This is a genomic window from Coleofasciculus sp. G1-WW12-02 (assembly GCF_040219735.1).
Lineage (GTDB): Bacteria > Cyanobacteriota > Cyanobacteriia > Cyanobacteriales > Coleofasciculaceae > Coleofasciculus.
This window is the reverse complement of sequence record NZ_JAVJRX010000164.1, coordinates 1-25,670: the sequence shown is the minus strand read 5'-3', so window position 1 is coordinate 25,670 and position 25,670 is coordinate 1. Positions and strand designations below refer to the sequence as shown.

Here is a 25,670-nt window from a genome sequence, read left to right as displayed (position 1 = left end):
GGAGGGGCAACCATACCCCTCCACCCCGAAAGGGGTATGCTTCTTAAACCGCTACCGCGCGTTCCTCCCCGGTCTGAAGCTTGCCCGATAAGCGAAGCGAAGGGACACGGGGTTTCCCACAACGGAGGAGTTCTAATGAGTTTACAGATTCACTCAACGGGTCACTGCTCATCCGCCGCTCACTGATACTCATTTTTATCCTAATTTACTCATGTCTACCTTGATTGACGTTAACACTCACGATGATTCCACTGAAAATGCCAACCCAGCCCAGTCTGAGTCATCAACCAAAACAATTTTCACGGTTGAAGACATTCATAAAATCCTGCCCCATCGTTATCCGTTTGCTTTAGTTGACCGCATTATTGAATATGTTCCGGGAAAGCTAGCTGTTGGCATCAAGAATGTCACCTTTAATGAACCCTATTTCCAAGGACATTTTCCGGGACGCCCAATGATGCCAGGGGTAATGATTGTTGAAGCCATGGCTCAAGTTGGTGGCATTGTTTTAAAACAAATGGCTGATATGGATGACGCCTTGTTTGTTTTTGCCGGCATTAACAAGGTTCGTTTTCGTCGTCCTGTCGTACCTGGTGATCAACTGGTGATGACAACGGAACTCGTGTCAGTCAAGCGCCGTCGTTTTGGAAAGATGCAAGCTCGTGCAGTCGTTGACGATCAGCGAGTTGCCGAAGGGGAATTGATGTTTTCTCTGGTCGAATAAATTGCACCTGCGCTATCCCAAATTCGGGTTAGCGCTCCTGGAGTTCTTACTCCTGCTGCACTGTAAAATACGGGCGTCAGCATAGATGATCACACCTGAAATTTAGTCTGCGATCGCTAGGGATAATTCCCACTCTCAAAATGACAACAAGACGCGGTGACAAAAAGTCTTCTTCCAGACGTGCTTTATTAGTCTGTGGGGTGACTGGTGTTACAGTTTTTGAGAAGTTCTAGGAGCGATTTTGATTATATTAACTTCACAGCTTATAGATAAGTTGGGAAATTTTCTGTCCCATGTCCCCTGTTCCGAGTTCCTTTGACTAACTAGCATGTTCACGACTTAAATAGGATCGCTATATGGCAACAACACTGATTCATCCTACTGCTGTAATCCACCCTGGCGCCCAACTGCATCCGACAGTTCAGATTGGTGCTTATGCGGTCATTGGTGATAATGTAAAAGTGGGTTCACAAACGAAGATTGGGGCTCATGCGGTTCTAGAAGGACCGACGGAAATTGGCGCGAGAAACCAAATCTTTCCCGGAGCAGCTATTGGCTTGGAGCCACAAGACCTAAAATATGATGGCGCACCAAGCTGGGTCAGGATTGGTGATGATAATCGGATTCGGGAATATGTCACCATTAATCGAGCAACGGGTGCGGGAGAAGCTACGGTTATTGGGGATAGTAACCTGTTAATGGCTTATGTTCACGTCGCCCACAATTGCGTGTTAGAAAACTCAGTGGTTATCGCCAATGGCGTCGCTTTAGCCGGACATGTTCATATTGAATCAAAAGCAACCATTGGTGGCGTTTTAGGCATTCATCAATTTGTTCACATTGGGCGTCTGGCAATGGTAGGAGGAATGAGCCGCATTGACCGGGATGTACCCCCTTATATGTTAGTAGAAGGCAACCCCGCACGAGTGCGATCGCTCAATCTAGTTGGTCTCAAAAGAGCAGGAGTAAGTGCCGAGTCCCTAGAAGACCTAAAAAAGGCATTCCGGATGCTCTACCGTTCCGATTACACCTTCAATCAAGCCCTAGAACAACTCAATCTAATATCTGACCATGAACAGGTACAGCACCTACGCCTATTCTTAGAGCGATCGCAATTAGCTGGACGGCGTGGTTCCATTCCGGGTCGTCGTTTTCATCATAGCCAAGACAGGGGAGAGTAGGGGCGGGTTTTACTATTATCGTTTCTCGCCTCACAAGGGATGCAACTAAACCCGCCCCAACCCAGAAGCCATGGCGATTAAAATCGCTGCTACACAAACAAAGTCCGCCTACGCGGACTAAATTATAACGGGGATGGCTAACTGAGATTTGGTATAACAAATGACAAATGACGAATGACTAAAAAAACAATTTTTATCAGTACGGGTGAGGTCTCTGGTGATTTGCAAGGAGCAATGTTAATTGACGCCCTGAAACGTCAGGCAACTCACCAAGGATTGGACTTAAATATTGTGGCACTAGGGGGCGACAAAATGGCGCTTTCTGGTGCCACATTATTAGGAAATACTACAGGGATTGGCTCAGTCGGACTATTAGAATCGCTGCCATTTTTTCTGCCAACCTTAACCATCCAGCGTCGCGCCAAACAATACCTTCAGAATAATCCTCCAGATTTGGTAGTCCTGATTGACTATATGGGACCCAATCTCGGTATTGGCAAATTTATTCAGCGTCAGCTTCCCCAAGTTCCTGTGGTGTATTACATCGCCCCCCAAGAATGGGTTTGGTCACTCTCTCCCCGTAATACAGCCACAATTGTGGAAATGACCGACAAACTCTTGGCGGTATTTCCCGAAGAAGCCCGTTATTTTGAAAAAAAAGGCGCATCTGTCCATTGGGTGGGTCATCCCTTGGTCGATCGCATCCAATCTTATCCCAATCGTGAGCAAGCTAGAGCGGCTCTTGGTATTCAACCCAACCAAACTGCGATCGCGCTTTTACCCGCCTCCAGACATCAAGAAATCAAATACATGATGCCCATTATCTTTTCAGCCGCCCAGCAGCTTCAAGGGAAGTTATTGGGGGGAGCTGGGGGAGCAGAGGGAGCAGGGGGAGCAGAGGGAGCAGAGGGAGCAGGGGGAGCAGAGGGAGCAGGAGGAGCAGGGGGAGCAGGGGGAGCAGGAGGGCAAAGGACGAATGACAAATCCCCGATCTTTTGGATTCCCTTATCTCTAGAAGCCTATCGAAAACCGATTGAAGCCGCGATACAAGACTATGGGCTTCAGGCTACCTTGGTGAGTGAGCAAACTCACGAGGTATTAGCAGCAGCCGATTTAGCGATTACCAAATCAGGTACAGTGAATTTGGAACTGGCGCTTCTGAATGTTCCCCAGGTTGTATTTTATCGTGTGAGTCCGTTGACCTCCTGGATTGCCCGTACTTTCCTCAAGTTTTCCATTCCTTTCATGTCACCCCCGAACTTAGTGGTGATGCGTTCAATTGTGCCAGAGTTACTCCAAGAGGATGCTACTCCAGAAAACTTGGTTCGAGAAGCCATGGAACTTTTGTTCGATCCCCAAAAACGTCAACAAACCCTGACAAATTATCAACAAATGCGTGAGCTATTGGGGGACGTAGGCGTGTGCGATCGCGCGGCTTTGGCTATTCTCCAGTTAGCTGGCGACAGGGGGGCGATCAAAGTTGACACTTAGAGAGTTAACCGATTAGGATGCGGTGAGGTAATGTCATAAGTACTCTTACCTAGGTTTGTAGCAAGTGCTAAAGCGCTTCTGGCACGCTTTGTGCCTACTACGAACCCAGCTTAAGCCAGTGACATTTTACTGAGGCGATTAGGCATTAGCCATAAAACTTCTTTTGTGGCTGTTACCTGTGTTACCGATTGTCAAGGTGTAATACATTTTTCGGATGACCGCAATACAATAGTGATCTAAGCTACAAAGCGATACATCTAGTCCAATGTCTTACACAAACTCTACCCTTCTAGACGAATGGGCTATTGAGGAATTTTTTCAGTGGATTCCTCCAAAAGACCAATGGATTCGTGTGCAGTACGATGGTCGAGTGGGTTTGCTCTTAAACGGCAAACATATTCTATTACCGAGTCACTACGAAGCCCTAGATTTTGACCAAGCCAAAACCCTAGCCCTGATCTGGGGTGTTCAGCCCGGATTTATTCTCTACGGTGAAGCCCCCCACTACCAAGTAGATAAACTCAGTTATGAGTTAGTTAGAGCGGGGTTTGTCGTTTACTGGCTAGGGGTCAAGAATATTGTACAATTTAATGCTTGGCTAGTGCGAGTTCTGGATGGAATTCATTTATTAGAACCTTTTCAACTAGAGTGAACTTTTCTGTTTCTTCCTTTAAGATACTCAGGCAAATCTGACGTTTCACGACATTGATCCTCCGCTTCGCTAGTCGGACATGGCGCGTGACCTTCCTTCGAGTAAACCTGGCGCGTGTGTAGGGGCGGGTTTCACCGCTATCTTTTCGGTTGTACAAGGGATGTGACTAAACCCGCCCCGATAACCACACAATAACTGTCGTTACTCCCTTTTTGCTAGCTTTTTGCCTGGGCGAGGAGGAAGTCACGGCTACACAAACAAAGTCCGCCTGCGCGGACTGGATTATAGAGGGGGTAATCAACCCGGATTTGGTATAAATTAGGTATTCCTTGTTTCCTGTTCCCTTTGAGGAATTTAGGTATACCCATCTAAAATCACCTATGAACTCATCCCAGCAATCTTGCCCGTTTTGTGCGGGGTCAATGATTACTGACCCCCAATTCTTTGTCGGGCGGCGAGAAGAATTGGATATTATTACGTCGCGTCTGGTTAATGCTCAACCAACGAGTATTAATGTGGTTGGAGAACATAGGATTGGCAAATCGTCTTTACTCTATCACTTTTTTCAGACCTGCGAACAACGAGTTCAGGGTGCTGGCAAAAATCCTGGGCATTATGTAGTAATTTACTTATCATTGCAAGCAGCACAATGTCGGCAAGAAACCATTTTTTATCAGGCAGTTGCCCAAGCGTTACTCAATCGCCCTGTAGTACAAGGAAATCCGGCATTAGTTGCACCGTTACAAGCGGGGAATCTAGATCGGCAGCGGTTTTCAGCGGCAATTGAGGCGTGGCAAGCAGAGAATGTTTTGCCTGTGTTGTGTTTGGATAAGTTTGAGGAACTCTTAGAAAAACCTGATGAATTCACCGATGAATTTTATGATAATTTGCGATCTTTGATGGATCGTAATGCCTTAATGTTAGTGATTGCGTCCTATAAAAATTTGGATGTTTATAAACGAAAGTATCGATTCCTCTCATCGTTTTTTAATGTGGGTCAGGTTTTGCCTGTGGGGGGAATTACAGAAATAGAAGCAACGGATTTGGTGCGTTTACCGGCAAATAAAATACCGGGGGCGACGGAGGCGTTGAGTCCAGAACGACAGAAACTGGCATTGGCTTGGGGCGGACGACATCCATTTTTATTACAATTGGCAGGATGTTGGTTATGGGAGGCGCAGCAACACAGTCGTCCTGATGAATGGGCGAGGCAAAAGTTTGAATTGGAAGCCCAACGGGTTCCTCATTCAGGGGTGACAATGCGGCGGTTAAAGCGTCCGGTGCGTTTGTTGTTGTGGTTGCCGATGAAATTGGGGCAGATGGCGCGGTTGGTGGGGGATAAGTTGGATGATACCAGTAATTTGATTGCCGGGATGGTTATTTTAGTTGTGGCGATTTTAGTGATACTTAAAATAGTCCCCTTTGAGGAGTTATTACAGCGAGTTAAAAATGCGGTTGGGGGATAAAAGCCCTGAACTAAAATAAAAGCCCTGAACTAAAGTACTCGAAGAGAAGCCGCTCCGCGTCTACGGGCTAAAAGCTAAAACCCGTTAAAACGGGTTCATATTTTCATATTTTGTCCAGTTGTGTTGAAATTGTTTATAGTAGGCACTAAGTTATCCCCTTTTGCTACGGCGATTAAAATCGCTGTTACACTTGCTTTTCGTCTGCCTACACGGACTGGGTTATAAGGGAGATGGCTAACCCGGATTGGGTATTACCCAGTAAGCTTTAGCTTACTTTAGCTTGGGTTCCGGAAATTTATTTCCCGGCTATGTAAGTTGGCAACATTTCATTTAAGTTATTACCACGCCTTTTAAATTGACAATATTTAACTTGAAGTTTATCTCATGCGTTCATACTCGACTCTTCCAGGAAGCCTAATTATAAGTTTTGCGATCGCACTATTTCTACTACTCATCAGATCCTTGGGAGGACTACAACCATGGGAACTCAGCGCCTATGACCAAATGATGCGATCGCGTCCTCCTGAAGGGCGAGATTCGCGGTTATTGGTGATTGAAGTCACTGCAACTGATTTACAATTGCCAGAACAAGACGATAGAAAAGGCTCATTAGCCGATGGCGCGATCGCGAAACTGTTGCAGAAACTTGAATCCTATCAGCCTAGAGGAATTGGCTTGCTCATCTTTCGCGATTTTCCCGTTGATCCTCAATTCAAAAAATTACGCGATCGCTTCGAGTCAGATAACCGTTTTTTTGCGATTTGTCATGCTCAAGAATTAGGGAATCAAGATTCAGGCGAAAGTATTCCTCGTCCACCAGAATTGCCAAAAGAACGGCAAGGGTTTGATAATATTTTACCCGATCCGGATGGGATTGTGCGCCGTCACCTGTTATCAATGGAGGTATCTACTACATCTCGTTGTAGTGCGGAGGTTTCTATCAGTTTATTGCTGGCATTGCGTTACTTAGAATTAGAAGAAAAAAATATCAGCCCACTCGATTTTAATTCAGAGGGTAACTTACAACTGGGGCAGGTTATATTCGAGCGTTTAAAGGCATCGATGGGGGCTTATCAGCGGGTGGATACTGGAGGAACTCAAATCATAATTAACTATCGCTCACCGACAAGGATTGCCGAGACGGTTTCAGTGGCTGATGTTTTAGCGGGTCAACTTAATCCGGAAGTTGTTCAAGATAAAATTATTTTGATTGGCGCTCGTCATGTGAACTCTAAGTCTTTTACCACACCGAACGGGGAGAAAATTTCCGGGGTAATGCTTCAGGCGCAGATGATAAGCCAAATCCTTAGTGCTGTTTTGAATAATCGACCTATGATTTGGTTTTTTCCCGCATGGGTAGAGATAATTTGGATTCTTGCTTGGGCGCTGATAGGGGCAAGTTTGAACTGGAAAATACGTCACCCTCTATTTTTAGGCTTAAGTGCAATCCCTTTACTCGGTATACTATTTGGTATCGGCTTTTTTATTCTTTCCAGCTTTGCCGGATGGATTCCAGTTGTACCTGCGGCTTTAGTCTTAATTGGAATGCAAATGGTCGGTGTTTTTCTGCGACTACCTGAATTTATCACTGTCTCTAGAGTTGCAGACGTTCTGCAACGGTGTCAGACTCCTGGAGATATCGCAGCAATTGCTAATCAATTAGCCTGGATTCCTTCACCGCCTCCACGAGTCTTTGGCTTTATCGTTCCCCAATTTTTAGAAGTTAGCCAAAGTGTCCAATCAGTTCGAGAAGCCACCTCATCTTATCGTCAATATGAATTTCTGGGTCGTTCCATATCTCGACTACATAGTTTGCAAGAGAGTTTAGCGTTCAATAAAGATGCCCAACAAGTCACTCGATTAGAAAAGATTGCTCAACAATGGCTTAAAATATTACAAACTGCCCAACAAACCTTAGCAGAACAAGCTAAACGTTCTGCGGAAATCCCTCAAGTTTACATTGCTGGTGCTTCCCTTAATCCCGATGATGCCAAAACCCGATTTAAAGGACGCTTGGACATTTTCCGAGAAGTCGAAACCTTGGCACTTTCCGCTCAACCTCCTATCTTATTACTTCATGGTGGACGACGCACGGGTAAAACCTCTACCTTAAAATATCTCCCCCGCAAAGTAGGTTCAGAATTAATTCCCTTACTCATCGATTTACAAGGCGCAGCCACCGCCACTACCCTGAAAGGATTAGCCAACTACCTCGCCGAAGAAATTGTCAAAGCTGCCAAAAAATCCCGTAATTTTGACCTCCCTTATCCCAATCCCCAACAACTGAACCAGGAACCCTTTCTCACCCTACAAACCTGGCTAGAAAAACTAGAACGAATCGCCCCCGGTAAACGCTTTCTCCTCTGTCTGGATGAATTTGAACGCCTCAGCGAAGTTATCGCCACAACCAATAGCCGCGTTCCTCTCAACTTCCTGCGCCACGTTTTACAACATCGCCGCCAATGGATACTCCTATTCAGTGGTTCCCATACTTTAGACGAACTCGAACCCTACTGGAGTGATTATTTAATTAATACCCGTTCCCTGCGTGTTTCCTATCTCCAAAAACCCGAAGCCGAGGAATTAATTGTAAAACCGATCGCAGATTTTCCTAAAATCTATGAACCCCTTACTGTGAGCCAGATTATCCAAGCCACGCGCTGTCAACCTTATCTGGTTCAACTCCTTTGTACCGTTATCGTCGATCACCTGAATCGGGAGAAACGGCGACTGGCTACCCCCGATGATGTCCAAACTTGTATTCCCATCGCCATAGAAACAGGCGGGATGTACTTTCGAGAATTATGGACAAGTTTAAGTGACGCAGAACAAGAAGTCCTGGAATACCTAATAACTGAACAAACCCCTCATCCCAGCCTTAAATCTACCATCCGCCGCCTCATCCGCAAAGAAATCTTGGAAAAGGTGGGAGATTGTTATCGGTTCCAAGTCCCATTAGTGGAGACATTTATTACCCAGGTGGTGACAGTGTAGGGGCGAAGCATTCGCGCCCAGATCTATCGGTTTTCTATTCAAATCTAAACGCGAATGCTTCGCCCAATTACCAATCGCCAATTACCAATCGCCAATTATACCAAATCCGCCTTTGAAACCCCCTTTTTGCCTGGGCGACTAGAAGTCACGGCTACACAAACAAAGTCCGCCTGCGCGGACTAGATTATAAATGGGGTGACTAACTCGGATTTGGTATTACCAATCAACAATCACCACTGTAAATCAGAGATATCTGGTTCTTCTCCACCGAAGCCAATATCATCCGCAGCCACGGGCAAAGTTTCTAGCTTAAACGTTACCGCCTCAAGCTGCTTTTTGAGCTGAACGATCGCGTCTTCTACTTGTTTAATCGTTGCTTTATCCAATTGGGAACTGATTTTTTGATTGAGCGCCTCAATCTGACGATTAATATCTTCGATCGCCTCCTCTCCACCGCTGAGATCAACTTCAAAGAGTGCAGCTTGATTCTCGGCGATGGTTTGAGTTAAATTGTCAAGCTGTTCCTCGATCGCGGCGATCGCGGCTTCAACCCCACTGACCTCTAACTCAGCCAGCATTGGTAAATTCTCTAGACACAACTCCATCGCATCCAACTGAAAATCGATGTCTTTGAGAGCGTCGTCTTTTTCCTTAGCAGACATTGATTTCTCATTTAACTGCACCAAGGTAGTATAAATCTGCTCGCCAAGCTGATTGACCGCCTCTTGTAATTGCTCAATGGCTTGGACTTCTGGTCGATCATTGAGCTGTTGACTGAAGGCGTCGAGTTGAACATGAACCTCTGTAATCGTTGTTTCTAACTGACTCAGATCAATCTCTGGTGTCGTTGGTAAACCACCTAAACGAGATGTGATGATATTAATTTGATCCGTTAACTGGATCAGCATCATCTTTAATCCCTCAACCGCTTGGGTGGCTGGCTGATTGTGAAACTGTTGGTTCAGGGATTTAAGCTTATCCGTAAGCGGTGCTATGGCTTCATTTTCTGGAAGTTGCTCAATTTGTTCTACAGCAGGAATTGTAGGTATGGGGGGTGGCGGTGAAACGATCTCCTCTTCTACTAAATCGAAGAAGGTGGGTGCTACCGGATTGGGTTCAATGTCAGGTATCCCCGGAAGTTGCTCGAAACGCGCCGTTAGCTCATCGAGGCGATTGTGAACATCAATAATCGCTGATCCGATCTCCATCATGTTTACTTCTGGCGCTGCTGAAATTTCGTTAAGCTGGCTACTCAGCATCTCCAGTTGTTCAGCTAGTTGAGCAATTACAATTTGCGATTGCTCCATATCCTGGAGTTCCGGACGATTCTGGAACTGTTGCTGGAGTTGGCTAAATTCTTCAGCGAGTTCCGAAAGTGCGGCTTCGACTCCGCTTAGATCGGTTTGAGTCGGGGTGGATAAAGTATTCACCCGTTCGGTTAAGGTGTCAATTTGACCGGTAATCTCAGCAATGGTTTGTTCTGTCGCGCTTAAGTCTACCTCTGGTACAGTGGGTAAGTGATCCAAGCGAGTGCTGAGGGTTTCGAGTTGTTTACTCAGACGAGCAATAACGGTTTGAGATTGGTCGATTTCTTGGAGTTCAGGACGATTCTGGAACTGTTGCTGGAGTTGGCTAAATTGTTCAGCGAGTTCAAAAAGTGATTCTTCTACCCCACTCAAATCTGTTTCTGTGGGAGTGGATAGGGTATTCACCCGTTCGGTTAAAGTTTCAATTTGACTGGTAATCTCAGCAATGGTTTGTTCTGTCGCACTTAAGTCTACCTCTGGAACAGTGGGTAAGTGATCCAAACGGATGCTCAGAGTATTCAGTTGTTCACTCAAGTGAGCGATCGCACGTTGAGATTGGTCGATTTCCTCAAGTTCAGGACGATTCTGGAACTGTTGCTGGAGTTGGCTAAATTGTTCAGCGAGTTCAAAAAGTGATTCTTCTACCCCACTCAAATCGGTTTCTGTGGGAGTGGATAGGGTATTCACTCGTTCGCTTAAGGTTTCGATCTGCTCAGCAATCTCAGCAATGGTTTGTTCAATTCCACTCAAGTCTATCTCTGGAACAGTGGGTAAGCGATCCAGGCGAGTGCTGATTGTATCCACTCGTTCGGTTAAGGTTTCGATCTGCTCAGCAATCTCAACAATGGTTTGTTCAATCCCACTCAAGTCTACTTCTGGGACAATGGGTGACTCAGTTAAGCGGATGCTCAGGGTTTCGAGTCCCTCACTCAAGTGAGCAATCGCCCGTTGAGATTGGTCGATTTCCTCAAGTTCAGGACGATTCTGGAACTGTTGCTGGAGTTGGCTAAATTGCTCAGTGAGTTCAAAAAGTGCGGCTTCGACACCACTCAAATCCGTTTCTGTGGGAGTGGATAAGGTATTCACCTGTTCGGTTAAGGTGTCGATTTGATCGGTAATCTCAGCAATGGTTTGTGCTGTCGCACTTACGTTTACCTCTGGGACAATGGGTAATTGATCCAAGCGGGTGCTGAGGGTTTCGAGTTGATCACTCAGTCGCGCGATCGCACGTTGAGATTGGTCGATTTCTTGGAGTTCAGGACGATTCTGGAACTGTTGCTGAAGCTGACTAACTTGTTCAGTGAGTTCAAAAAGCGCGGTTTCTACCCCACTCCAATCTGTATCTGTGGGAGTGGAGAGGGTATTTACCCGTTCGGTTAAGGTGTCGATTTGACCTGTAATCTCAACAAGGGTTTGTGCGGTGACACTACCATCACCCTCTGGTGCTGCTGATAGCTGTTCCAGGCGGATGCTCAGGGTTTCGAGTTCCTCACTCAGTTGCGCGATCGCACTTTGAGTTTGCTCAAGTTCTGGAAGTTCCGGTCGATTCTGGAACTGTCGATTGAGGGTGTTAATCTGACTTTGGATTTGAGACAGGGTGTCTTCTGCGTCAAGTACCTCAGTGTCTGAAACCGCAGATAGGGTGTTGACTTGGCTGGTTAAGCTGTCGATTTGTTCGGTAATGTCAATTATGGCTTGTTCTAACTGACTGACATCGGTTGGGGAGGGGGGGGAAAGTTGATCCAGGCGTTGGTTTAGGGTTTCAATTTGAACCCTAATCTCCCCAATCACCTGTTCTACCCCCTCCTGTGAAGGAGTCGGGAGTTGGTTAAGGCGACTATTGAGGATGGCAAATTCTTCAGCAAGCTGGGTAATTTCAGTTTGCGATCGCTCGATGGTTTCTAGTTCGGGTCTGGTGTTAAATTGTTGATCAAGTTGGCTCAGTTGTTGATTAAAATCAATAATGGCGGCTTCGATTTCACTGAAGTCCGTGGCTTCGACGGCTGAGGTTAAGGGAAGGCTATCAACTCTGGTGCTTAATCTCTCCAGTTCCTCGCTGATATCCGCGATCGCACTTTCTACTCCCTGTAAATCCCTGTCGGACATCGGGGATAGAATGTTCACTTGAGTGGTTAAGAGTTCCAGTTGCTCGGTGATATCCGCGATCGCACTTGACTCGGCGGCTGGTGCTGTGGGAAGCTGATCCAACCGATGGCGAATGGTTTCGAGCTCCTCACTCAAGTCCGCGATCGTGGCTTGGGATTGCTCTATAATTTGTAGTTCGGGTCGATTCTGGAATTGTTGCTGGATTGTATTAATCTGACCGTGGATTTGCACGATCGCTTCTTCTATGTCGGTGAAGTCAATTTCACCGGAGAGGGGGAGGGTATTAATGCGTGCGGTTAAGGTTTCGACCTGACTGGTAATCTGTGCAATAACGGGTTCAAAACCGTTTAAGTTGGCGGTTGGTGCTGTGGGAAGCTGATCCAGGCGATGGCTGAGGGTTTCGAGTTCCTCCGTCAGTTGTGCAATAATTTGCAGTTCGGGACGAGTCTGGAATTGTTGCTGGAGTTGGCTAAATTGCTCAGTGAGATCGGGTGTTGCGGTGGGTTGGGTGTTAAGCTGAGTGGTTAAGGTTTCAACTTGACGGGTAATTTGTGCGATCGCAGCTTCAGAGCTGATTAAGTCTGTTATTGGCGCGGTGGATAACTCCTCTAGACGATGAGTGAGGGTGGCGACTTGGTTTCTAAGTTGTGCAATGGTTTGTAGTTCCGGACGAGTCTGGAACTGTTGCTGGAGTTGGCTAAGTTCTTCAGTAAGTTCTGAGAGTGCGGCTTCTACCCCGGTGAGATCAGTTGTTGCGGTGGGTTGGGTGTTAACCTGAGTGGTTAAGGTTTCAACTTGAGTAGTAATTTGTGCGATCGCGCCTTCGAGATGACTCCAGTCTACCTCAGATGCAGCCGGTAACTGCTCAAGGCGAATATTAATCGTATTGAGTTGTTCATTGAGTTGAGCCACAGCAATCTGAGATTGCTCAATATCCTCAAGTTCCGGACGACTATGGAATTGTTGATAGAGTTGGCTAAATTGCTCCGTCAGCTCAAAAATGGCTTGTTCAATACGACTCAAGTCTACCTCTGGCTCAGTCGATAGCTGAGCAAAGTTGGTGCTGAGGGTATTAAACTGTTCTGTGAATTGAGCGACTGTGGTTTGCAACTGCTCAATGGTTTGCAGTTCGGGACGATTATTAAAGTGTTGGCTAAGTTGCTTAAATTGCTCAGTTAGCTCAGTGAGTGAGGCTTTTAGATCCTCAATCGCCGTTTTCTCTGGTCGAGCATTAAATTGTTGGTCTAAGCTGTTGAGTTGAGTATTAAGAGTGGGGATAACTTGGACTTGCTGATGGAGCGATTGAATAATTTGATATGTTTCCGCGATCGCACTTCTGGTGTTATCCTGTGTCTGCTGTACCATGTTGCGTCGGTTAACCAGGTTCAAAGCCAACGCTACTGTTAAAGGCGTTGCTGCATAAGCAACCTGCTGAGATGTCGTCGCTACAACAGTTCCTACAGCGGAACCCGCTAAGAAAATATACTCAAAGATTTCTAGCAATGATTTTTGTGTCATAGGTATCTCTATAGGGGGGTGAGCGAAGTCCTGAAAAGAGGACATTCCGGTTGCGGTTTACTGCTGACTACTACGCTTTTGTTAAAGCGCTATCAATTGAACGGTAAGCTGTCATTACCGTTGTAGATTCCCCTAAACTTGATAATTCTTTGGTGACAGGTTTTTTGAGGCTTAAACTAAAATACTGGAAACTGAAATAGACATATCGTGCCATTGACAGTGATACGCTATTACTTACCCAAACCTGTGATACCTGTCCGGATTTTTGCGGTAGATACGTCTTATACCTGTTGAGGAGATGCGGTTCCCTTATCAGTCTTATTTCTTGGTTCAAAGAATAAATCATTTCACCGTAACTCGAACATCTAGCCTGAAATCAATACAGGGTAAATGTCTTTCCTTGCTAAAATCAGGAGCTAGTTATCAGGCTAATAGAGCTGAGAATTCTCTACTCACCGATAATCGAGTCAACCGATATTCTAAACAACCACAATGGCGATTGCCTATAAGTTTATAGTAACTTTAACTTGTGCTTATGGATAAACAGTCTCTCCCTAGTCCACGCCTGTTTTTATAGACAGTGAGATACCTCCCCACTTATCCTTTCTTCAAAGCGAATTCGAGATGAAGGCTAACCCCTTGACTTTTTCTGTCATTTCAGGTACTATTTCATCATGGGAAAATGTGCGCTCCTATAAACCCCTATAAGTAGAGATAACCTTGTTCGTCGTTGGGCTGTCTTCGCCATAAACCTTCGCCGCACTTACTACAAACCCTTAAGTTAAACCGCCTTAGGTAGAAACCCAAGGAACCAAAAGCTGGCATTCGTTAGACGAGGATATCTCTCGTTTTAGTCCCTTTTAATGGACAGTAGCTCTTAGCCCGGAGACACATCATTTGGTAGAGACGTTGCATGCAACGTCTCTACTCCTATAAAATCTTCAATTTTCTTAATAGTTAAATCACCCGCTAAATACCCAATACCCCGATGGAGATGAAGGCGAAATTGATTAGTCAGAGTATCCTTATCACACCCTAAACCATCATTATGACAGCGTTGTTTTAGAGCAATTAATAAAATATCAGCCAATTCCCCCCCAAACACCCGCCACGTCATTTCCACATTCGAGTCAGCCGGAATAGGGACAGGTGAAGGTTGAGTCGGTTCCGCCAGGGAACGGCAAAACGCCCAACGACAAAGAATATTCCACTGATCAATTTTGGTGTAGCGTTTAAGCTTTGTCAATTGGTCTTTTGCTGATTTGGAGAGTTTAAAGCGTTCAATTTCAGTTGTCATTCGTCAGTTGTCATTAGTGATGGGTTAACTATGAGTTACAGTTTTGTGTCCAAATTGTACCTTGCTTATCGTATCAAAATGACCAGCAGTTAGCTAGAGGAATCTGTGCTAATTTTGAAGACATCGGAATTGAGTAAGGATAAATTATAATTATCTATAATTTATCCTATAATAAAGCGCGTGGGTGAGATTGATGAATGATGTTAAAAAAATTACCATTAAGTCCAACCGGGTGGCGAAATTTAGCAATCGCCTTAATCATACTAGGGATATTTTTCCGCTTCTACAACCTCGATCGCAAGGTTTACTGGTACGATGAGACAATGACCTCGATGCGAATCTCTGGATATACCCAAACCGAAATCATCCAGCAGGCGTTCAACGGTGAGGTGATTCCGGTTAAAGCCTTCTTAGAGCGATATCAGTATCCCACACCGGAAAAAAATCTCAATGACACGATTAACGCCTTAGCCGGAAATCCAGAACATTCCCCACTTTATTATCTAATGGCGCGGTTCTGGTTGCAAATCTTTCCGGATTCAATTGTCACAATTCGCAGCTTATCCGTATTAATCAGTTTCCTAGCATTTCCTTGTATGTACTGGTTATGTTGGGAACTCTTTGGGTTATCTACAGTAAGTTGGGTTGCCGTTGCTATTCTAGCGATTTCTCCGTTCCATGTCTTGTACGCCCAAGAAGCACGGGAATATAGTTTATGGACGGTAACAATTTTATTATCAAGTGCGGCATTATTGCGAGCAATGCGATTGAAAACCTTACTAAGTTGGGGAATTTACGGAGTGAGTGTAGCGCTGGGACTTTATACTCATCCATTTTCCGCCTTCGTTTCGATTGGACATGGCATTTATATGTTAGTCACTGAAGGGTTCCGCTGGAGTCGGCGGCTGACGAGTTATTTATTATCGTCCCTATTCGGGTTGCTCTTATTTTTACCATGGCTAGGGATTGTGATTAGCCATTTTTCCAAATTCGTGGATAATACCGCCTCAGTTAACTTGAATCGAGAAGGATTTTTACCCTTATTTTGGGGATTAAACTTGAGTCGAATTTTCTTTGATGTAAATCAAGGAACCAGCCCATTTAGTCCACTGCATTACCTCAGTGCTTTATTAGCCGGCTATGGGCTTTACTATCTTTACCGCAAAGCCCCCCTCAACGCTTGGGTGTTTATTATCACCTTAATTGGCGTTACCGGAATTGCCCTAATTGGACCCGATGTCATTTTAGGCGGGCGTCGTTCTAGTATTACCCGATACGCCATTCCCAGTTATTTAGGGATTCAGATAGCAGTCGCTTATTTGATGGCAGCCAAAACTACCGCAATCAACGGCAAAACAAAGCATCTGAAGCGCTGGCAATACGGCGCGATCGCACTCTTGTTTTGTGGTATTCTCTCCTGTATCGTCAGCGCCCAATTTCCGGTGTGGTGGCACAAAAGTCATAGTAAAAGTCGATATAATCCTCAAGTAGCTGAGATTATTAATCGAGCGGAACGTCCCCTGGTAGTTAGTGATCAAATTCCGGGAATCATGTTTTCTCTAAGTCATTCCCTCAATCCAGACGTTCATCTCCAAATGGTTTTACCTCCTGGTATTCCAGAAATTTCGCATACATTTTCCCCCATATTTGTTTATCGACCCACTGAAACCTTACAGCAAGGAATTCAAGCCAATCATCAATTAACAGAAGAACCCCATTCTAAATCCTGGTTATGGAGAGCTGAATAGCCATGTTCGTGGTTGCGCTATCGTCAAAAATTAAAATAAAATAAATATGGATACTTTAATTATCATCGTAACCTCTTTAATCGTATTTACCCTCGGCGCATCGATTGGTAGCTTTCTCAACGTAGTGGTTTATCGCCTACCTGCCAATTTATCCATTCTTTTCCCCCCCTCACGTTGTCCTCATTGCTTACATAAATTAGGAAAGCGGGAGAATATCCCTATCCTGGGTTGGCTGTGGTTAAAAGGGCGCTGTCGTCATTGTCGTAGTCGCATCTCTTGGCGTTATCCCCTAATCGAAGCAATCACAGGACTATTATTTTTATTAGTATTTTGGCGATATAGTTTGGGCATAGAAACCCTAGGATATTGGGCATTTTTAAGCTGGTTATTAGCCCTATCCTTAATTGATCTCGATACAATGACTCTACCCAACTCGCTCACCCAGTCGGGCTTAGTTGTGGGTATAGTCTTTCAAGGCGCATTCGCTTTTTTCCAGACGGCTCAACTTTCAGATGTATCAGCTCAACTCATGACCGGAATTAGCGGGGCTGTTCTGGGAATTTGGTTATTTGACATCATCACCTTAGTCGGTTCTATCATCTTTGGGCAAACCGCCATGGGGGGAGGAGATGCCAAACTAGCCGCAATGATGGGGGCTTGGTTAGGATGGAAGTATTTACTATTAGCTGGGTTTTTAGCCTGTGCAGTCGGGGCGTTCGCTGGGGGCGGTGCGATGGCGATGGGTTGGCTGAATCGGCGACAACCGATGCCCTTTGGACCTTTTCTAGCTTTAGGTGCAGGATTGACAGTTTTTTGGGGAGAAGCTATTCTATCAGCGTATCTGCGGTTATTTTTTCCCCTATCATTTGCCGTTTAAGAAGTAGGGCTTGCTGAATAAGTATGAGGGTGAGGAAAGGGAACAGGGAATAGGGAAGTCTTAACAGTAATGATTTGTCCCGTTTGCCGGATAAAGAAAGAGTAGAGTATAAATAACGGCATAATCATTGAATCTACTACTTTAATAATCTTTCTTAATAATCTTTTATCACCACCATGGTATTGGCAGAATTTTTCATTCCCCACGGACATTGCTACCTCTGGAAGCCGGAATTAGTTGGGTTACACCTAATCTCTGATTTTCTCACCGCATTGGCATATTACTCCATTCCCCTAACGCTAACCTATTTTGTCACCAAGAGAAGCGATGTCCCGTTTAACTGGATTTTCCTGTTATTTAGTGGGTTCATCATTGCCTGTGGTACGACCCATATTATGGCAATCTGGACGCTTTGGCATCCGAATTACTGGGTATCGGGTGGGATAAAAGCCGTGACTGCTCTGATTTCCGTAGTCACCGCCGGGGAACTTGTCCGACTACTTCCCCAAGCCCTGACAATCCCCAGCACAGCCCAACTTGAAGCCGAAATTAAGGAACGTCAAAAAGCCCAAGCTGCACTCTTGCAGGAGAAAACCCACCTAGCTCAAGCTCAGAACGTTGCCCATGTGGGCAGTTGGGAATTCGATTTAGCCAGCCAAGACATCACTTGGTCTGATGAAACCTTCCGCATTTATGGACTCTCTCCAGGACAACCCACACCTACCATAAGAGAATATTGGCAAACGATTCATGCCAAAGATAGAAAGGCTTGGAAAAAAACAGTTCACCAGCTTGTTCGTGGGAAATCGTGCCAATTAGAATTTCGTATCCTGCGCCCTGACGGGTTTATCCGCCATCTTTTCGCCCAAGGAGAACCGATTTTCAATACCCAAGGTCAGGTGCATAAACTATTTGGTACTCTACTAGATATCAGCGATCGCGTCGCGGCGCAACAACGGGAACGATTATTCGGGGCAATTGCCTTACGGATTCACAAATCCTTAGAACTGGATGAAATTCTTGACACCACCGTCACCGAGGTGCGACAGTTCCTAGAAACAGACCGAGTATTAATTTACCGCTTCAATCCAAACTGGAGTGGGCAGATTGTGGTCGAGTCAGTGGGGGAACCCTGGACAGCCGTTCTGAATACAACTCTACATGATCCCTGTTTTGGCAAAGACTACGCTCAACTCTATCAGCAAGGTCGAGTTAGTGCGATCGCTAATATTTATACCGCAGGTTTACATCCTTGTCATCTCAAGTTACTTAAACCCTTCCAAGTTATCGCCAACTTAGTCGTGCCGATTCTCTTAGGTGAAAAACTCTGGGGGTTATTAATCGTCCATCACTGTCGTAGTCAACGACACTGGCAATCCTACGAAATCGAGCTATTACAGCAATTAGCCACCCAAGTCGCGATCGCACTCCAACAATCGGAACTCTATTCTAGAGTACAGGCAGAACTCCTCGAGCGGCAACGCATAGAACAACAGCTACGAGTCAGCGAACAACGATATCGTTCCGTCGTCACCGCCATGTCTGAGGGAATTATACTCCAGCAAGCAGACGGTCAGATTATTGCCTGTAATGCCAGTGCAGAAAGCATTTTAGGACGTTCCGCTCAACAAATACTCGGACAAATCGGTATGAACTGGGGAGGACAACTTATTCAGGAAGATGGCTCTCCCTTCCCCAGCCAAGAGCATCCCGCGATGGTAACTTTACGCACAGGGAAACCCCAAGTAAGAGTGATTATGGGGATTTCCCCATCCAAAGCGTCACTCCTATCCTGTCCGATGGACGACTCACATCTTCCTAGAAACAGGACAAAGGGCGGAGGGCTGAGGCTAAAAGAGAAAGAGCCAGTTTACCAGGAACAAAGAAAGGATATCACCTGGATTAGCATAAATTCTCAACCGCTGTTTAATCCCGGAGACAGCCAACCCTACGCCGTTGTCACCTCATTTTCCGACATCACCCAGAGCAAACAGTCCCAAGAAGCCTTGTGCTTAATCACCCAGCAAGAACGAGAAAGAGCCTTGCAACTCGAACAAGCCTTGCAAAAACTCCAACGCACCCAAGCCCAACTGGTACAGAATGAAAAAATGGTTAGTTTGGGGCAACTCGTCGCCGGGGTAGCACATGAAATCAACAACCCCACCAGCTTCATCTACGGTAACATTGCTCCCGCCTCTGACTATGCACAAGACTTGCTGCACCTAGTCCAACTCTATGGCAAACACTATCCCGAACCCGTTGCTGAGATTGCCGAATACATAGAATACATTGACCTAGAATTTATTGCCACCGATTTCCCCAAACTTCTCGCCTCAATGCAAGAAGGCGCTCGTCGCATCAGTGAAATTGTCCAATCCTTACGCCACTTTTCCCGACTCGATGAAGCCGATTACAAACGGGTGAATCTCCATCAAGGCATCGATAGCACACTACTGATTTTAAAACATCGACTGACCCAACAGGGGAATCGTCCTCCGATTCAACTGGTTAAAGACTATGGTCAACTGCCTTTAGTCAACTGTTATCCGGGTCAACTCAATCAAGTGTTTATGAATATTCTTAGCAATGCCATTGATGCCCTTGACGAAGCTCATAATACTGCCTATTTATCAAGAATACCTTCAGCCGACAGCGGGATTTGCCTACACTACTCGACAACAAATCCTCAACCCTCACCGATGATTCGGATTCGCACGGAATTCGTTGAACCCAACTGGGTAATTATTCGTATTACTGACAACGGTACTGGTATCAAGGCAGAGGTTCAATCCCGAATATTTGATCCGTTCTTTACTACAAAACCCGTCGGTCAAGGAACGGGTTTAGGATTATCAATTAGCTATCAGATTGTCGTAGACAAACACGGGGGACAGCTTCAATGTCATTCCCATCCCCCTCAAGGAACAGAGTTTGTGATTAAGTTACCTGTCAATAAGTCATAATTAGTAATCTCACCCGTTTCTACTCGGCTGAATCGGGCGCTGAGATAACTGTAGTGTTCTTGTAGTATAATATATAAATATGTTGTCGGGAAATACCCGGAAGGATAACTCTATGTCTGAGCTTGTAACCATTTCCACCCCCATAACACAACTCAAGGTAACCACAGAGGGTTTGACGCGATCGCGTCGTTTCTCAGGCTAACGAACGTCAAAAGTCCTCTGTGCGTGCGCCTTGCTCAAATCAAGCAACAGACACTGAGGAAATCAATGAATTTAGAATCATTAGGCTGGAGTGAATTTTTTGCCAACAGCCTCAATTCCCAATGGCAAGAGGGTTACACCATTGGTCGAGTTGCCCTAGAGTACAAAAATACCTACCGTCTCTACACCGAACAAGGCGAACTCTCAGCAGAGGTTATCGGCAAACTGCGATACCAAGCAACTGGACGCCAGGACTTTCCGGCTGTAGGAGATTGGGTGGTGATTCGCCTCACCAATGAAGGTAAACATGGGATAATTCACAGCATTTTGCCCCGAAAAAGTCAATTTCAAAGGAAAACCGTTGGCGCAAAAACCGAAGTCCAAATTATTGCCACGAATATCGATATGATATTTTTGGTCTCTGGTTTGGATGGGGATTTTAATCTGCGGCGCATTGAACGCTACCTGCTTCTGGTGTGGGAAAGCGGCGCGAATCCTGTAATTGTCCTCAATAAAGCGGATTTATGCCAGGATATCGCTGAAAAGCAAGAGGCTGTTGAAGCGATCGCTTTTGGTGTACCTGTAATTATATTAAGTACACTCAAAAATCAGGGATTAGAAGCCCTAAAACCTTACCTAAAACCAGGACAAACTGTTGCTTTACTAGGTTCCTCAGGCGTCGGCAAATCAACTTTGGTGAACCAGTTAATCGGTCAAGTCGTACAAGCGGTTGGAGAAGTCCGTTCGGACGATAGTAAAGGGCGACATACCACCACCCATCGCCAATTGATTCCCCTGCCTTCAGGAGGGTTGCTGATCGATACTCCAGGGATGCGGGAACTTCAGATCTGGGCAGACGAGGAAAGTTTAGCCGATACCTTTACCGATATCGACACCTTAGCCCAGCACTGTCGCTTTCGCAATTGTAAACACCAAGAAGAACCCGGTTGTGCTGTGCAACAAGCCTTGGAAAATGGCACTCTTGATGATCAGCGTTTCCTGAATTATCAAAAACTGCAAAAAGAACTTCACTATCTAGCCCGGAAACAAGACCAAAAAGCCTCCTTAGCCGAGAAGGAAAAGTGGAAAAAAATCACTAAAGTCATGAGGAATCAACACAAACACTGATGCCAAATCACAGAACATCATAGCACCCATGTAGGGGCGGGTTTCACAACTATCGTTTCTGGTTTACCCAGATGCCACTAAACCCGCCCCGGTCAAATTGTAAAATTGAATTAACCTTAACTCAACATTTCTATAGTACCCATCATACCTAAATCTTCATGATCTAAAATATGGCAGTGATAAACTGTTTTTCCCGGAAAATCGGTAAACCGAACCCGAATCCGCACTGTTCCCCCAACTGGTACTAAAACCGTATCTCGCCAAGCCCGATAGGGTTCAGGTTGACCATTGCGGTCAATCACTTGAAAATGATTCGTATGTAAGTGAATCGGATGATCCATCATCCCCGTATTCACCAACTCCCAATCTTCCACAGTATTTAATTGCACCTGGGTATCAATGCGCTGGTGGTCGAATGTTTTGCCATTAATCAAAAACACCATACCCTGTCCCGGAGCCATACCATGACTGAAAGTAAAACGTCGTGTCGTCTCAGGTTCGGGCAAGGCGTCTACCGGAATCAAGCGTTTGGGTAAGGGAAGCGGTTCAACTTGTCCGTTATAGCGGAGTGTGGCTAATACCTCGACATTTCCGGAATCGTTAGTCTGTCCACGACCCATCCTACCACGACCCATCATACCACGACCCATCATGCCACGACCCATCATACCACCGCCCATCATACCCATACTCCCTCGGTTATAGGGTTGATTTAACAAACGGTATTCTCCAGGTTCTCGCTCTCCGGGCACCAGCACCTCAACTCGCTGTCCCGGCGTTAACAGTAACTCTTGCTGTTCGACAGGTTCAGAGATAGAACCCCCTTCAGTAGCAATTAAATAAAAGGGATGTTCCTCTAAACTCAAACGATAAAAACGAGAGGGCGAAGCATTAGCAATTCGCAGACGCAATAAGCCACCGGATGGAATCGATAGAGTCGGATTAACCTTACCATTAATAGTAATCAGTTGTCCTTCCCGTCCATGCATTTGCTCCATGGGGTGGGGTGTAATCACCTGACCGCCGCTATCTAAACCAAAATCCTGGATAACCAATAATTCTTCTTGCGCCGCTTCAATTTCCGGAATTTGGTCTAATTCACCACGCACAATAAATAATCCCCCCATTCCCCAGGAAACCTGCTTGGCGACCAAACCATGTAGGTGAGGATGATACCAGAAGGTTCCCGCCGGATGGTTTTGGGGAATCGTGAATTCATAGGTTAGTTGCTCCCCAGAGGGAATTTCCAGAAAGACATTATCAGCATTCCCAGTGGGGGAAACGTGGAGTCCGTGATAGTGCAGGTTGGTTGCTTCTGGTAGATTATTACTGAATTGAATCCGAACAGAATCTCCTGGCTGAGCTTCTAAAACTGGACCGGGAACTTGTCCGTTATAGCTGTAAAGTTGGGCTTGACGTCCGGCGAGGTTAATATCACCGTAACCCGCATTGAGAGCAATATCGAGTTGTCCGCCTTGGCTACTCAATCGCCTGGAAGACAAGCGTAATTTTTCCGACTGCGCTTGTTTAGTCGTAGCCGAAGAACACTGACTGAGTAAGATAGCGCCAGCCGTTGAGCTACTGAGGAAAAAGAATTTTCTTCGATTCATCTTTAATCAGGGGTTGCTGAATAAGTAAGCTGTCACGTATTTAAATTGGGTATAGGTAGTGAGCAGTGGAGATCGTCATTCGTTTATGTAAGGGTTTGAGGGCTGTTTCCTACTTAGAGCCAAGAAGTTGCTAAACCTTAAACAGTTAGCCTTTGCTCAAAATAAAAACTATCTTTAGATAGAAAATAATATCCTTCTCAGGTTAGAGGAATTTTTCCATTTTTCAGCCAAAACTATGAATGGAATCTAAATAAGTATTTATACTATTGACATTTTAACAAGGAGTTAGACTTTCATGGAAAACGCCAAAAAGATTAACGATAACTTAACCGTAGCCACGAATCAGGTGACGCCGGAGCAATTGCAACAAGCGGCTCAAGAGGGGGTAAAATCGGTATTAAATCTGCGATCGCCCTCCGAAGAGGGGTTCCCTAGGGATGAACAGCAGCAAGTCGAAGCCGCCGGATTGCAGTATGTCAATATCCCGGTTAAACCCGATGGGATGACGGAGCAACTGGCAAATCAAGTTCTCCAGCAGATCGAAGAACTGCCCAAACCAGCCCTGATTCACTGCAAGAGTGGTTTACGTTCAGGGGCGATGGCATTAATGTATGTGGCAACTCGCGAGGGAATGACCGCAGAACAAGCCATGGAAAAAGGGAAAAACATGGGCTTTGACTGTGAGAAATCCCCTCAGATGAAAGAATTTTTCAAAACCTATATTTCACAGCATTCACAAGGGAGTTAATCTTTAAATCGGAGAACAAATCATGGCATTAGTTTTAGAACAAATTAACACCGAAGGACTAGCGCTGCTATCCTATATAGTGGGAGATGACAAAGCGGGTGTAGCCGCCGTTATCGATCCGCGTCGTGACGTAGATATTTATTTACAAATAGCGCGATCGCGTGGTGTGAGAATTACCCACATTCTGGAAACCCATATCCACGCCGACTTTGTATCCGGTGTCCATGAACTTCAAGCCCGTACTGGCGCGACAATTTACGGCGGGAAGAGTGAGGATTATCAGTTTCAGATACAGCAACTGAGTGAAGGAGACGAGTTACAAATTGGTACAGTTACCCTTCGCGCCCTGCATACTCCTGGACATACACCAGAACACATTTGCCTATTAATTCATGATGCTCAACAAGGGAAAGAACCCTTTGGCGTGCTGACTGGGGATACGCTGTTTAATCTAGATGTTGGGCGTCCCGATTTAGTAGGTACAGGGACAGAGAAAAAACAGGCGGCGCAACTGTATCACTCATTATTCGACAAATTAGTCCCGTTAGGCGATCGCGTCGAAGTCTATCCCTGTCACGGTGCGGGTTCATCCTGCGGTAAATCCATTGGCGATCGACAACAAAGTACTATTGGGAATGAACGAATTTTTAGTGACGCCTTGAAAGAGCGAACCGAAGCAGAATTTGTCGAGTGGATTTTGGGCGATATGCCAGAACCCCCCACTCACTACTCACGCTTGAAAAAAGTGAACGCTAAAGGGGCACCAATTAAAGGGTGTGTGCCAACATTGCAACCCTTCTCCCCTCAAGAATTCCAACAAAAGATGGCAGATGAAAATACCCTTGTCATCGATACCCGTTCGATGCTGGCATTTGGGGGTGGACATATCCCTGGTGCGATTAATATTGCCCTCCAATCTGCCTTTCCTACCTGGATGGGCTGGATGATTGACCCAGAAAAAACGCTGCTACTCGTTGTAGAAAGTGCGCGAGACTTATCCCTCGTCACCGAACAGTTATTCCGTGTGGGTTACGATAACTTAGTCGGCTATCTCCACGATGGGATGAAAAGTTGGCAGAATGCTGGGCTACCCTTGCAACACCTTGGTGAGTGGACGGTGAATGAGTTGAATCAGCACAAAGAAGACTCAACGCTCACCGTGTTAGATGTGCGGACTGATAAAGAGTTTCACAGTGGCTGCATCCCTGGCGCTGAACATATTTATGTTCCCCATCTAGAAAAAAAACTGGATCAGTTAGATAAAAATAAAACCCTAGCCACCTACTGTGGTAGTGGATATCGGGCGTCTATAGCTGCCAGTTTACTACAAAAGCATGGGTTTGAAAAGGTAATCAACATTCCCGGTTCATGGAGTGCTTGGAAGAGTGCCGATTTACCCGTGCAACAACCTGCCTAAACACATCAGAATTAGCTAAATAAAACGGTAGGGGCGATCCGCTTGATTAACTGAACCCGATAGTCCAATCAGTTACTTGGGTCGCCCTGTAGAGCATGAGTTTATTGACATCCTCCCCCGGCTAAAGAGCGCGGGGGATTCCTCACCACGCCACCTTTTTAGGGGTGGTCGCTGATTGGGGTTGACGCTTCGCTGAAGGTTGCCTCCAAATGAGGTCTTACACCCTCTCCACGTCCGTTTAT

The 25,670-nt window shown here is 45.7% G+C and carries 15 protein-coding genes; 12 read left to right on the top strand and 3 right to left on the bottom strand.

From position 1 onward, the window contains the following. The first annotated feature begins 211 nt into the window (after positions 1-211). The 6 genes from fabZ to RID09_RS26110 all read left to right on the top strand — a co-directional run bounded on the left by fabZ (position 212) and on the right by RID09_RS26110 (position 8,508). On the top strand, positions 212-724 hold the full coding sequence (gene fabZ, locus RID09_RS26135; protein ID WP_446338841.1) for a 3-hydroxyacyl-ACP dehydratase FabZ: 513 nt from the start codon (positions 212-214) through the stop codon (positions 722-724). A 356-nt stretch (positions 725-1,080) separates the two neighbouring features. After that, positions 1,081-1,905 (top strand): acyl-ACP--UDP-N-acetylglucosamine O-acyltransferase, encoded by an 825-nt coding sequence (lpxA, locus tag RID09_RS26130; protein WP_446338840.1) that lies wholly within the window; start codon positions 1,081-1,083, stop codon positions 1,903-1,905. Positions 1,906-2,079: 174 nt separating this feature from the next. Continuing rightward, the gene (gene lpxB / locus RID09_RS26125; protein WP_446338839.1) at positions 2,080-3,396 is read left to right on the top strand and encodes a lipid-A-disaccharide synthase; all 1,317 of its coding nucleotides are present in this window, start codon (positions 2,080-2,082) and stop codon (positions 3,394-3,396) included. Between the two features lie 265 nt (positions 3,397-3,661). Next, positions 3,662-4,048 carry a hypothetical protein gene (locus RID09_RS26120; protein ID WP_446338838.1) on the top strand — a complete coding sequence of 129 codons (387 nt, stop codon included), beginning with the start codon at positions 3,662-3,664 and terminating at the stop codon, positions 4,046-4,048. Positions 4,049-4,428: 380 nt separating this feature from the next. Next, positions 4,429-5,514, top strand: coding sequence for an nSTAND1 domain-containing NTPase (locus RID09_RS26115; protein WP_446338837.1), 1,086 nt, complete (start codon positions 4,429-4,431; stop codon positions 5,512-5,514). Between the two features lie 384 nt (positions 5,515-5,898). Next, complete coding sequence (locus tag RID09_RS26110; protein WP_446338836.1) at positions 5,899-8,508, top strand: CHASE2 domain-containing protein; 2,610 nt, start codon at positions 5,899-5,901, stop codon at positions 8,506-8,508. A 230-nt stretch (positions 8,509-8,738) separates the two neighbouring features. Here RID09_RS26110 and RID09_RS26105 read toward each other — a convergent pair whose 3' ends face one another. Continuing rightward, entirely contained in the window at positions 8,739-13,439 is a 4,701-nt protein-coding gene (locus tag RID09_RS26105) for a hypothetical protein (protein ID WP_446338835.1), read from the bottom strand. Between the two features lie 877 nt (positions 13,440-14,316). Further along, a complete protein-coding gene (gene dndE / locus RID09_RS26100) occupies positions 14,317-14,736 on the bottom strand; it encodes a DNA sulfur modification protein DndE (protein WP_446338834.1) in 420 nt (139 codons plus the stop codon). Between the two features lie 197 nt (positions 14,737-14,933). On the opposite strand from dndE, the gene RID09_RS26095 reads away from it, so the two are divergent. From RID09_RS26095 to rsgA, 4 genes are all read left to right on the top strand, one after another. Further along, complete coding sequence (locus RID09_RS26095; protein ID WP_446338833.1) at positions 14,934-16,484, top strand: glycosyltransferase family 39 protein; 1,551 nt, start codon at positions 14,934-14,936, stop codon at positions 16,482-16,484. A 46-nt stretch (positions 16,485-16,530) separates the two neighbouring features. After that, on the top strand, positions 16,531-17,361 hold the full coding sequence (locus RID09_RS26090; protein ID WP_446338832.1) for a prepilin peptidase: 831 nt from the start codon (positions 16,531-16,533) through the stop codon (positions 17,359-17,361). A gap of 176 nt (positions 17,362-17,537) precedes the next feature. Next, positions 17,538-20,324: a GAF domain-containing protein gene (locus RID09_RS26085; protein WP_446338831.1), complete on the top strand. Its 2,787-nt coding sequence runs from the start codon at positions 17,538-17,540 to the stop codon at positions 20,322-20,324. A 267-nt stretch (positions 20,325-20,591) separates the two neighbouring features. Continuing rightward, positions 20,592-21,653 (top strand): ribosome small subunit-dependent GTPase A, encoded by a 1,062-nt coding sequence (gene rsgA / locus RID09_RS26080; protein ID WP_446338830.1) that lies wholly within the window; start codon positions 20,592-20,594, stop codon positions 21,651-21,653. A gap of 116 nt (positions 21,654-21,769) precedes the next feature. Here rsgA and RID09_RS26075 read toward each other — a convergent pair whose 3' ends face one another. Next, positions 21,770-23,263: a multicopper oxidase family protein gene (locus RID09_RS26075; RefSeq protein WP_446338829.1), complete on the bottom strand. Its 1,494-nt coding sequence runs from the start codon at positions 23,261-23,263 to the stop codon at positions 21,770-21,772. A gap of 295 nt (positions 23,264-23,558) precedes the next feature. Between RID09_RS26075 and RID09_RS26070 the strand changes: the two genes are divergently transcribed. Both RID09_RS26070 and RID09_RS26065 read left to right on the top strand, forming a co-directional pair. After that, positions 23,559-24,011: a beta-lactamase hydrolase domain-containing protein gene (locus RID09_RS26070; protein ID WP_446338828.1), complete on the top strand. Its 453-nt coding sequence runs from the start codon at positions 23,559-23,561 to the stop codon at positions 24,009-24,011. 22 nt (positions 24,012-24,033) lie between these two features. Beyond that, positions 24,034-25,428 carry an MBL fold metallo-hydrolase gene (locus tag RID09_RS26065; protein ID WP_446338827.1) on the top strand — a complete coding sequence of 465 codons (1,395 nt, stop codon included), beginning with the start codon at positions 24,034-24,036 and terminating at the stop codon, positions 25,426-25,428. Positions 25,429-25,670: the final 242 nt, after the last annotated feature.

Excerpts from the sequence above, each read along its gene's own strand:
- fabZ (WP_446338841.1), top strand. The coding sequence starts at position 212 with ATGTCTACCTTGATTGACGTTAACACTCACGATGATTCCACTGAAAAT.
- lpxA (WP_446338840.1), top strand. The coding sequence starts at position 1,081 with ATGGCAACAACACTGATTCATCCTACTGCTGTAATCCACCCTGGCGCC.
- lpxB (WP_446338839.1), top strand. The coding sequence starts at position 2,080 with ATGACTAAAAAAACAATTTTTATCAGTACGGGTGAGGTCTCTGGTGAT.
- RID09_RS26120 (WP_446338838.1), top strand. The coding sequence starts at position 3,662 with ATGTCTTACACAAACTCTACCCTTCTAGACGAATGGGCTATTGAGGAA.
- RID09_RS26115 (WP_446338837.1), top strand. The coding sequence starts at position 4,429 with ATGAACTCATCCCAGCAATCTTGCCCGTTTTGTGCGGGGTCAATGATT.
- RID09_RS26110 (WP_446338836.1), top strand. The coding sequence starts at position 5,899 with ATGCGTTCATACTCGACTCTTCCAGGAAGCCTAATTATAAGTTTTGCG.
- RID09_RS26105 (WP_446338835.1), bottom strand. The coding sequence starts at position 13,439 with ATGACACAAAAATCATTGCTAGAAATCTTTGAGTATATTTTCTTAGCG.
- dndE (WP_446338834.1), bottom strand. The coding sequence starts at position 14,736 with ATGACAACTGAAATTGAACGCTTTAAACTCTCCAAATCAGCAAAAGAC.
- RID09_RS26095 (WP_446338833.1), top strand. The coding sequence starts at position 14,934 with ATGATGTTAAAAAAATTACCATTAAGTCCAACCGGGTGGCGAAATTTA.
- RID09_RS26090 (WP_446338832.1), top strand. The coding sequence starts at position 16,531 with ATGGATACTTTAATTATCATCGTAACCTCTTTAATCGTATTTACCCTC.
- RID09_RS26085 (WP_446338831.1), top strand. The coding sequence starts at position 17,538 with ATGGTATTGGCAGAATTTTTCATTCCCCACGGACATTGCTACCTCTGG.
- rsgA (WP_446338830.1), top strand. The coding sequence starts at position 20,592 with ATGAATTTAGAATCATTAGGCTGGAGTGAATTTTTTGCCAACAGCCTC.
- RID09_RS26075 (WP_446338829.1), bottom strand. The coding sequence starts at position 23,263 with ATGAATCGAAGAAAATTCTTTTTCCTCAGTAGCTCAACGGCTGGCGCT.
- RID09_RS26070 (WP_446338828.1), top strand. The coding sequence starts at position 23,559 with ATGGAAAACGCCAAAAAGATTAACGATAACTTAACCGTAGCCACGAAT.
- RID09_RS26065 (WP_446338827.1), top strand. The coding sequence starts at position 24,034 with ATGGCATTAGTTTTAGAACAAATTAACACCGAAGGACTAGCGCTGCTA.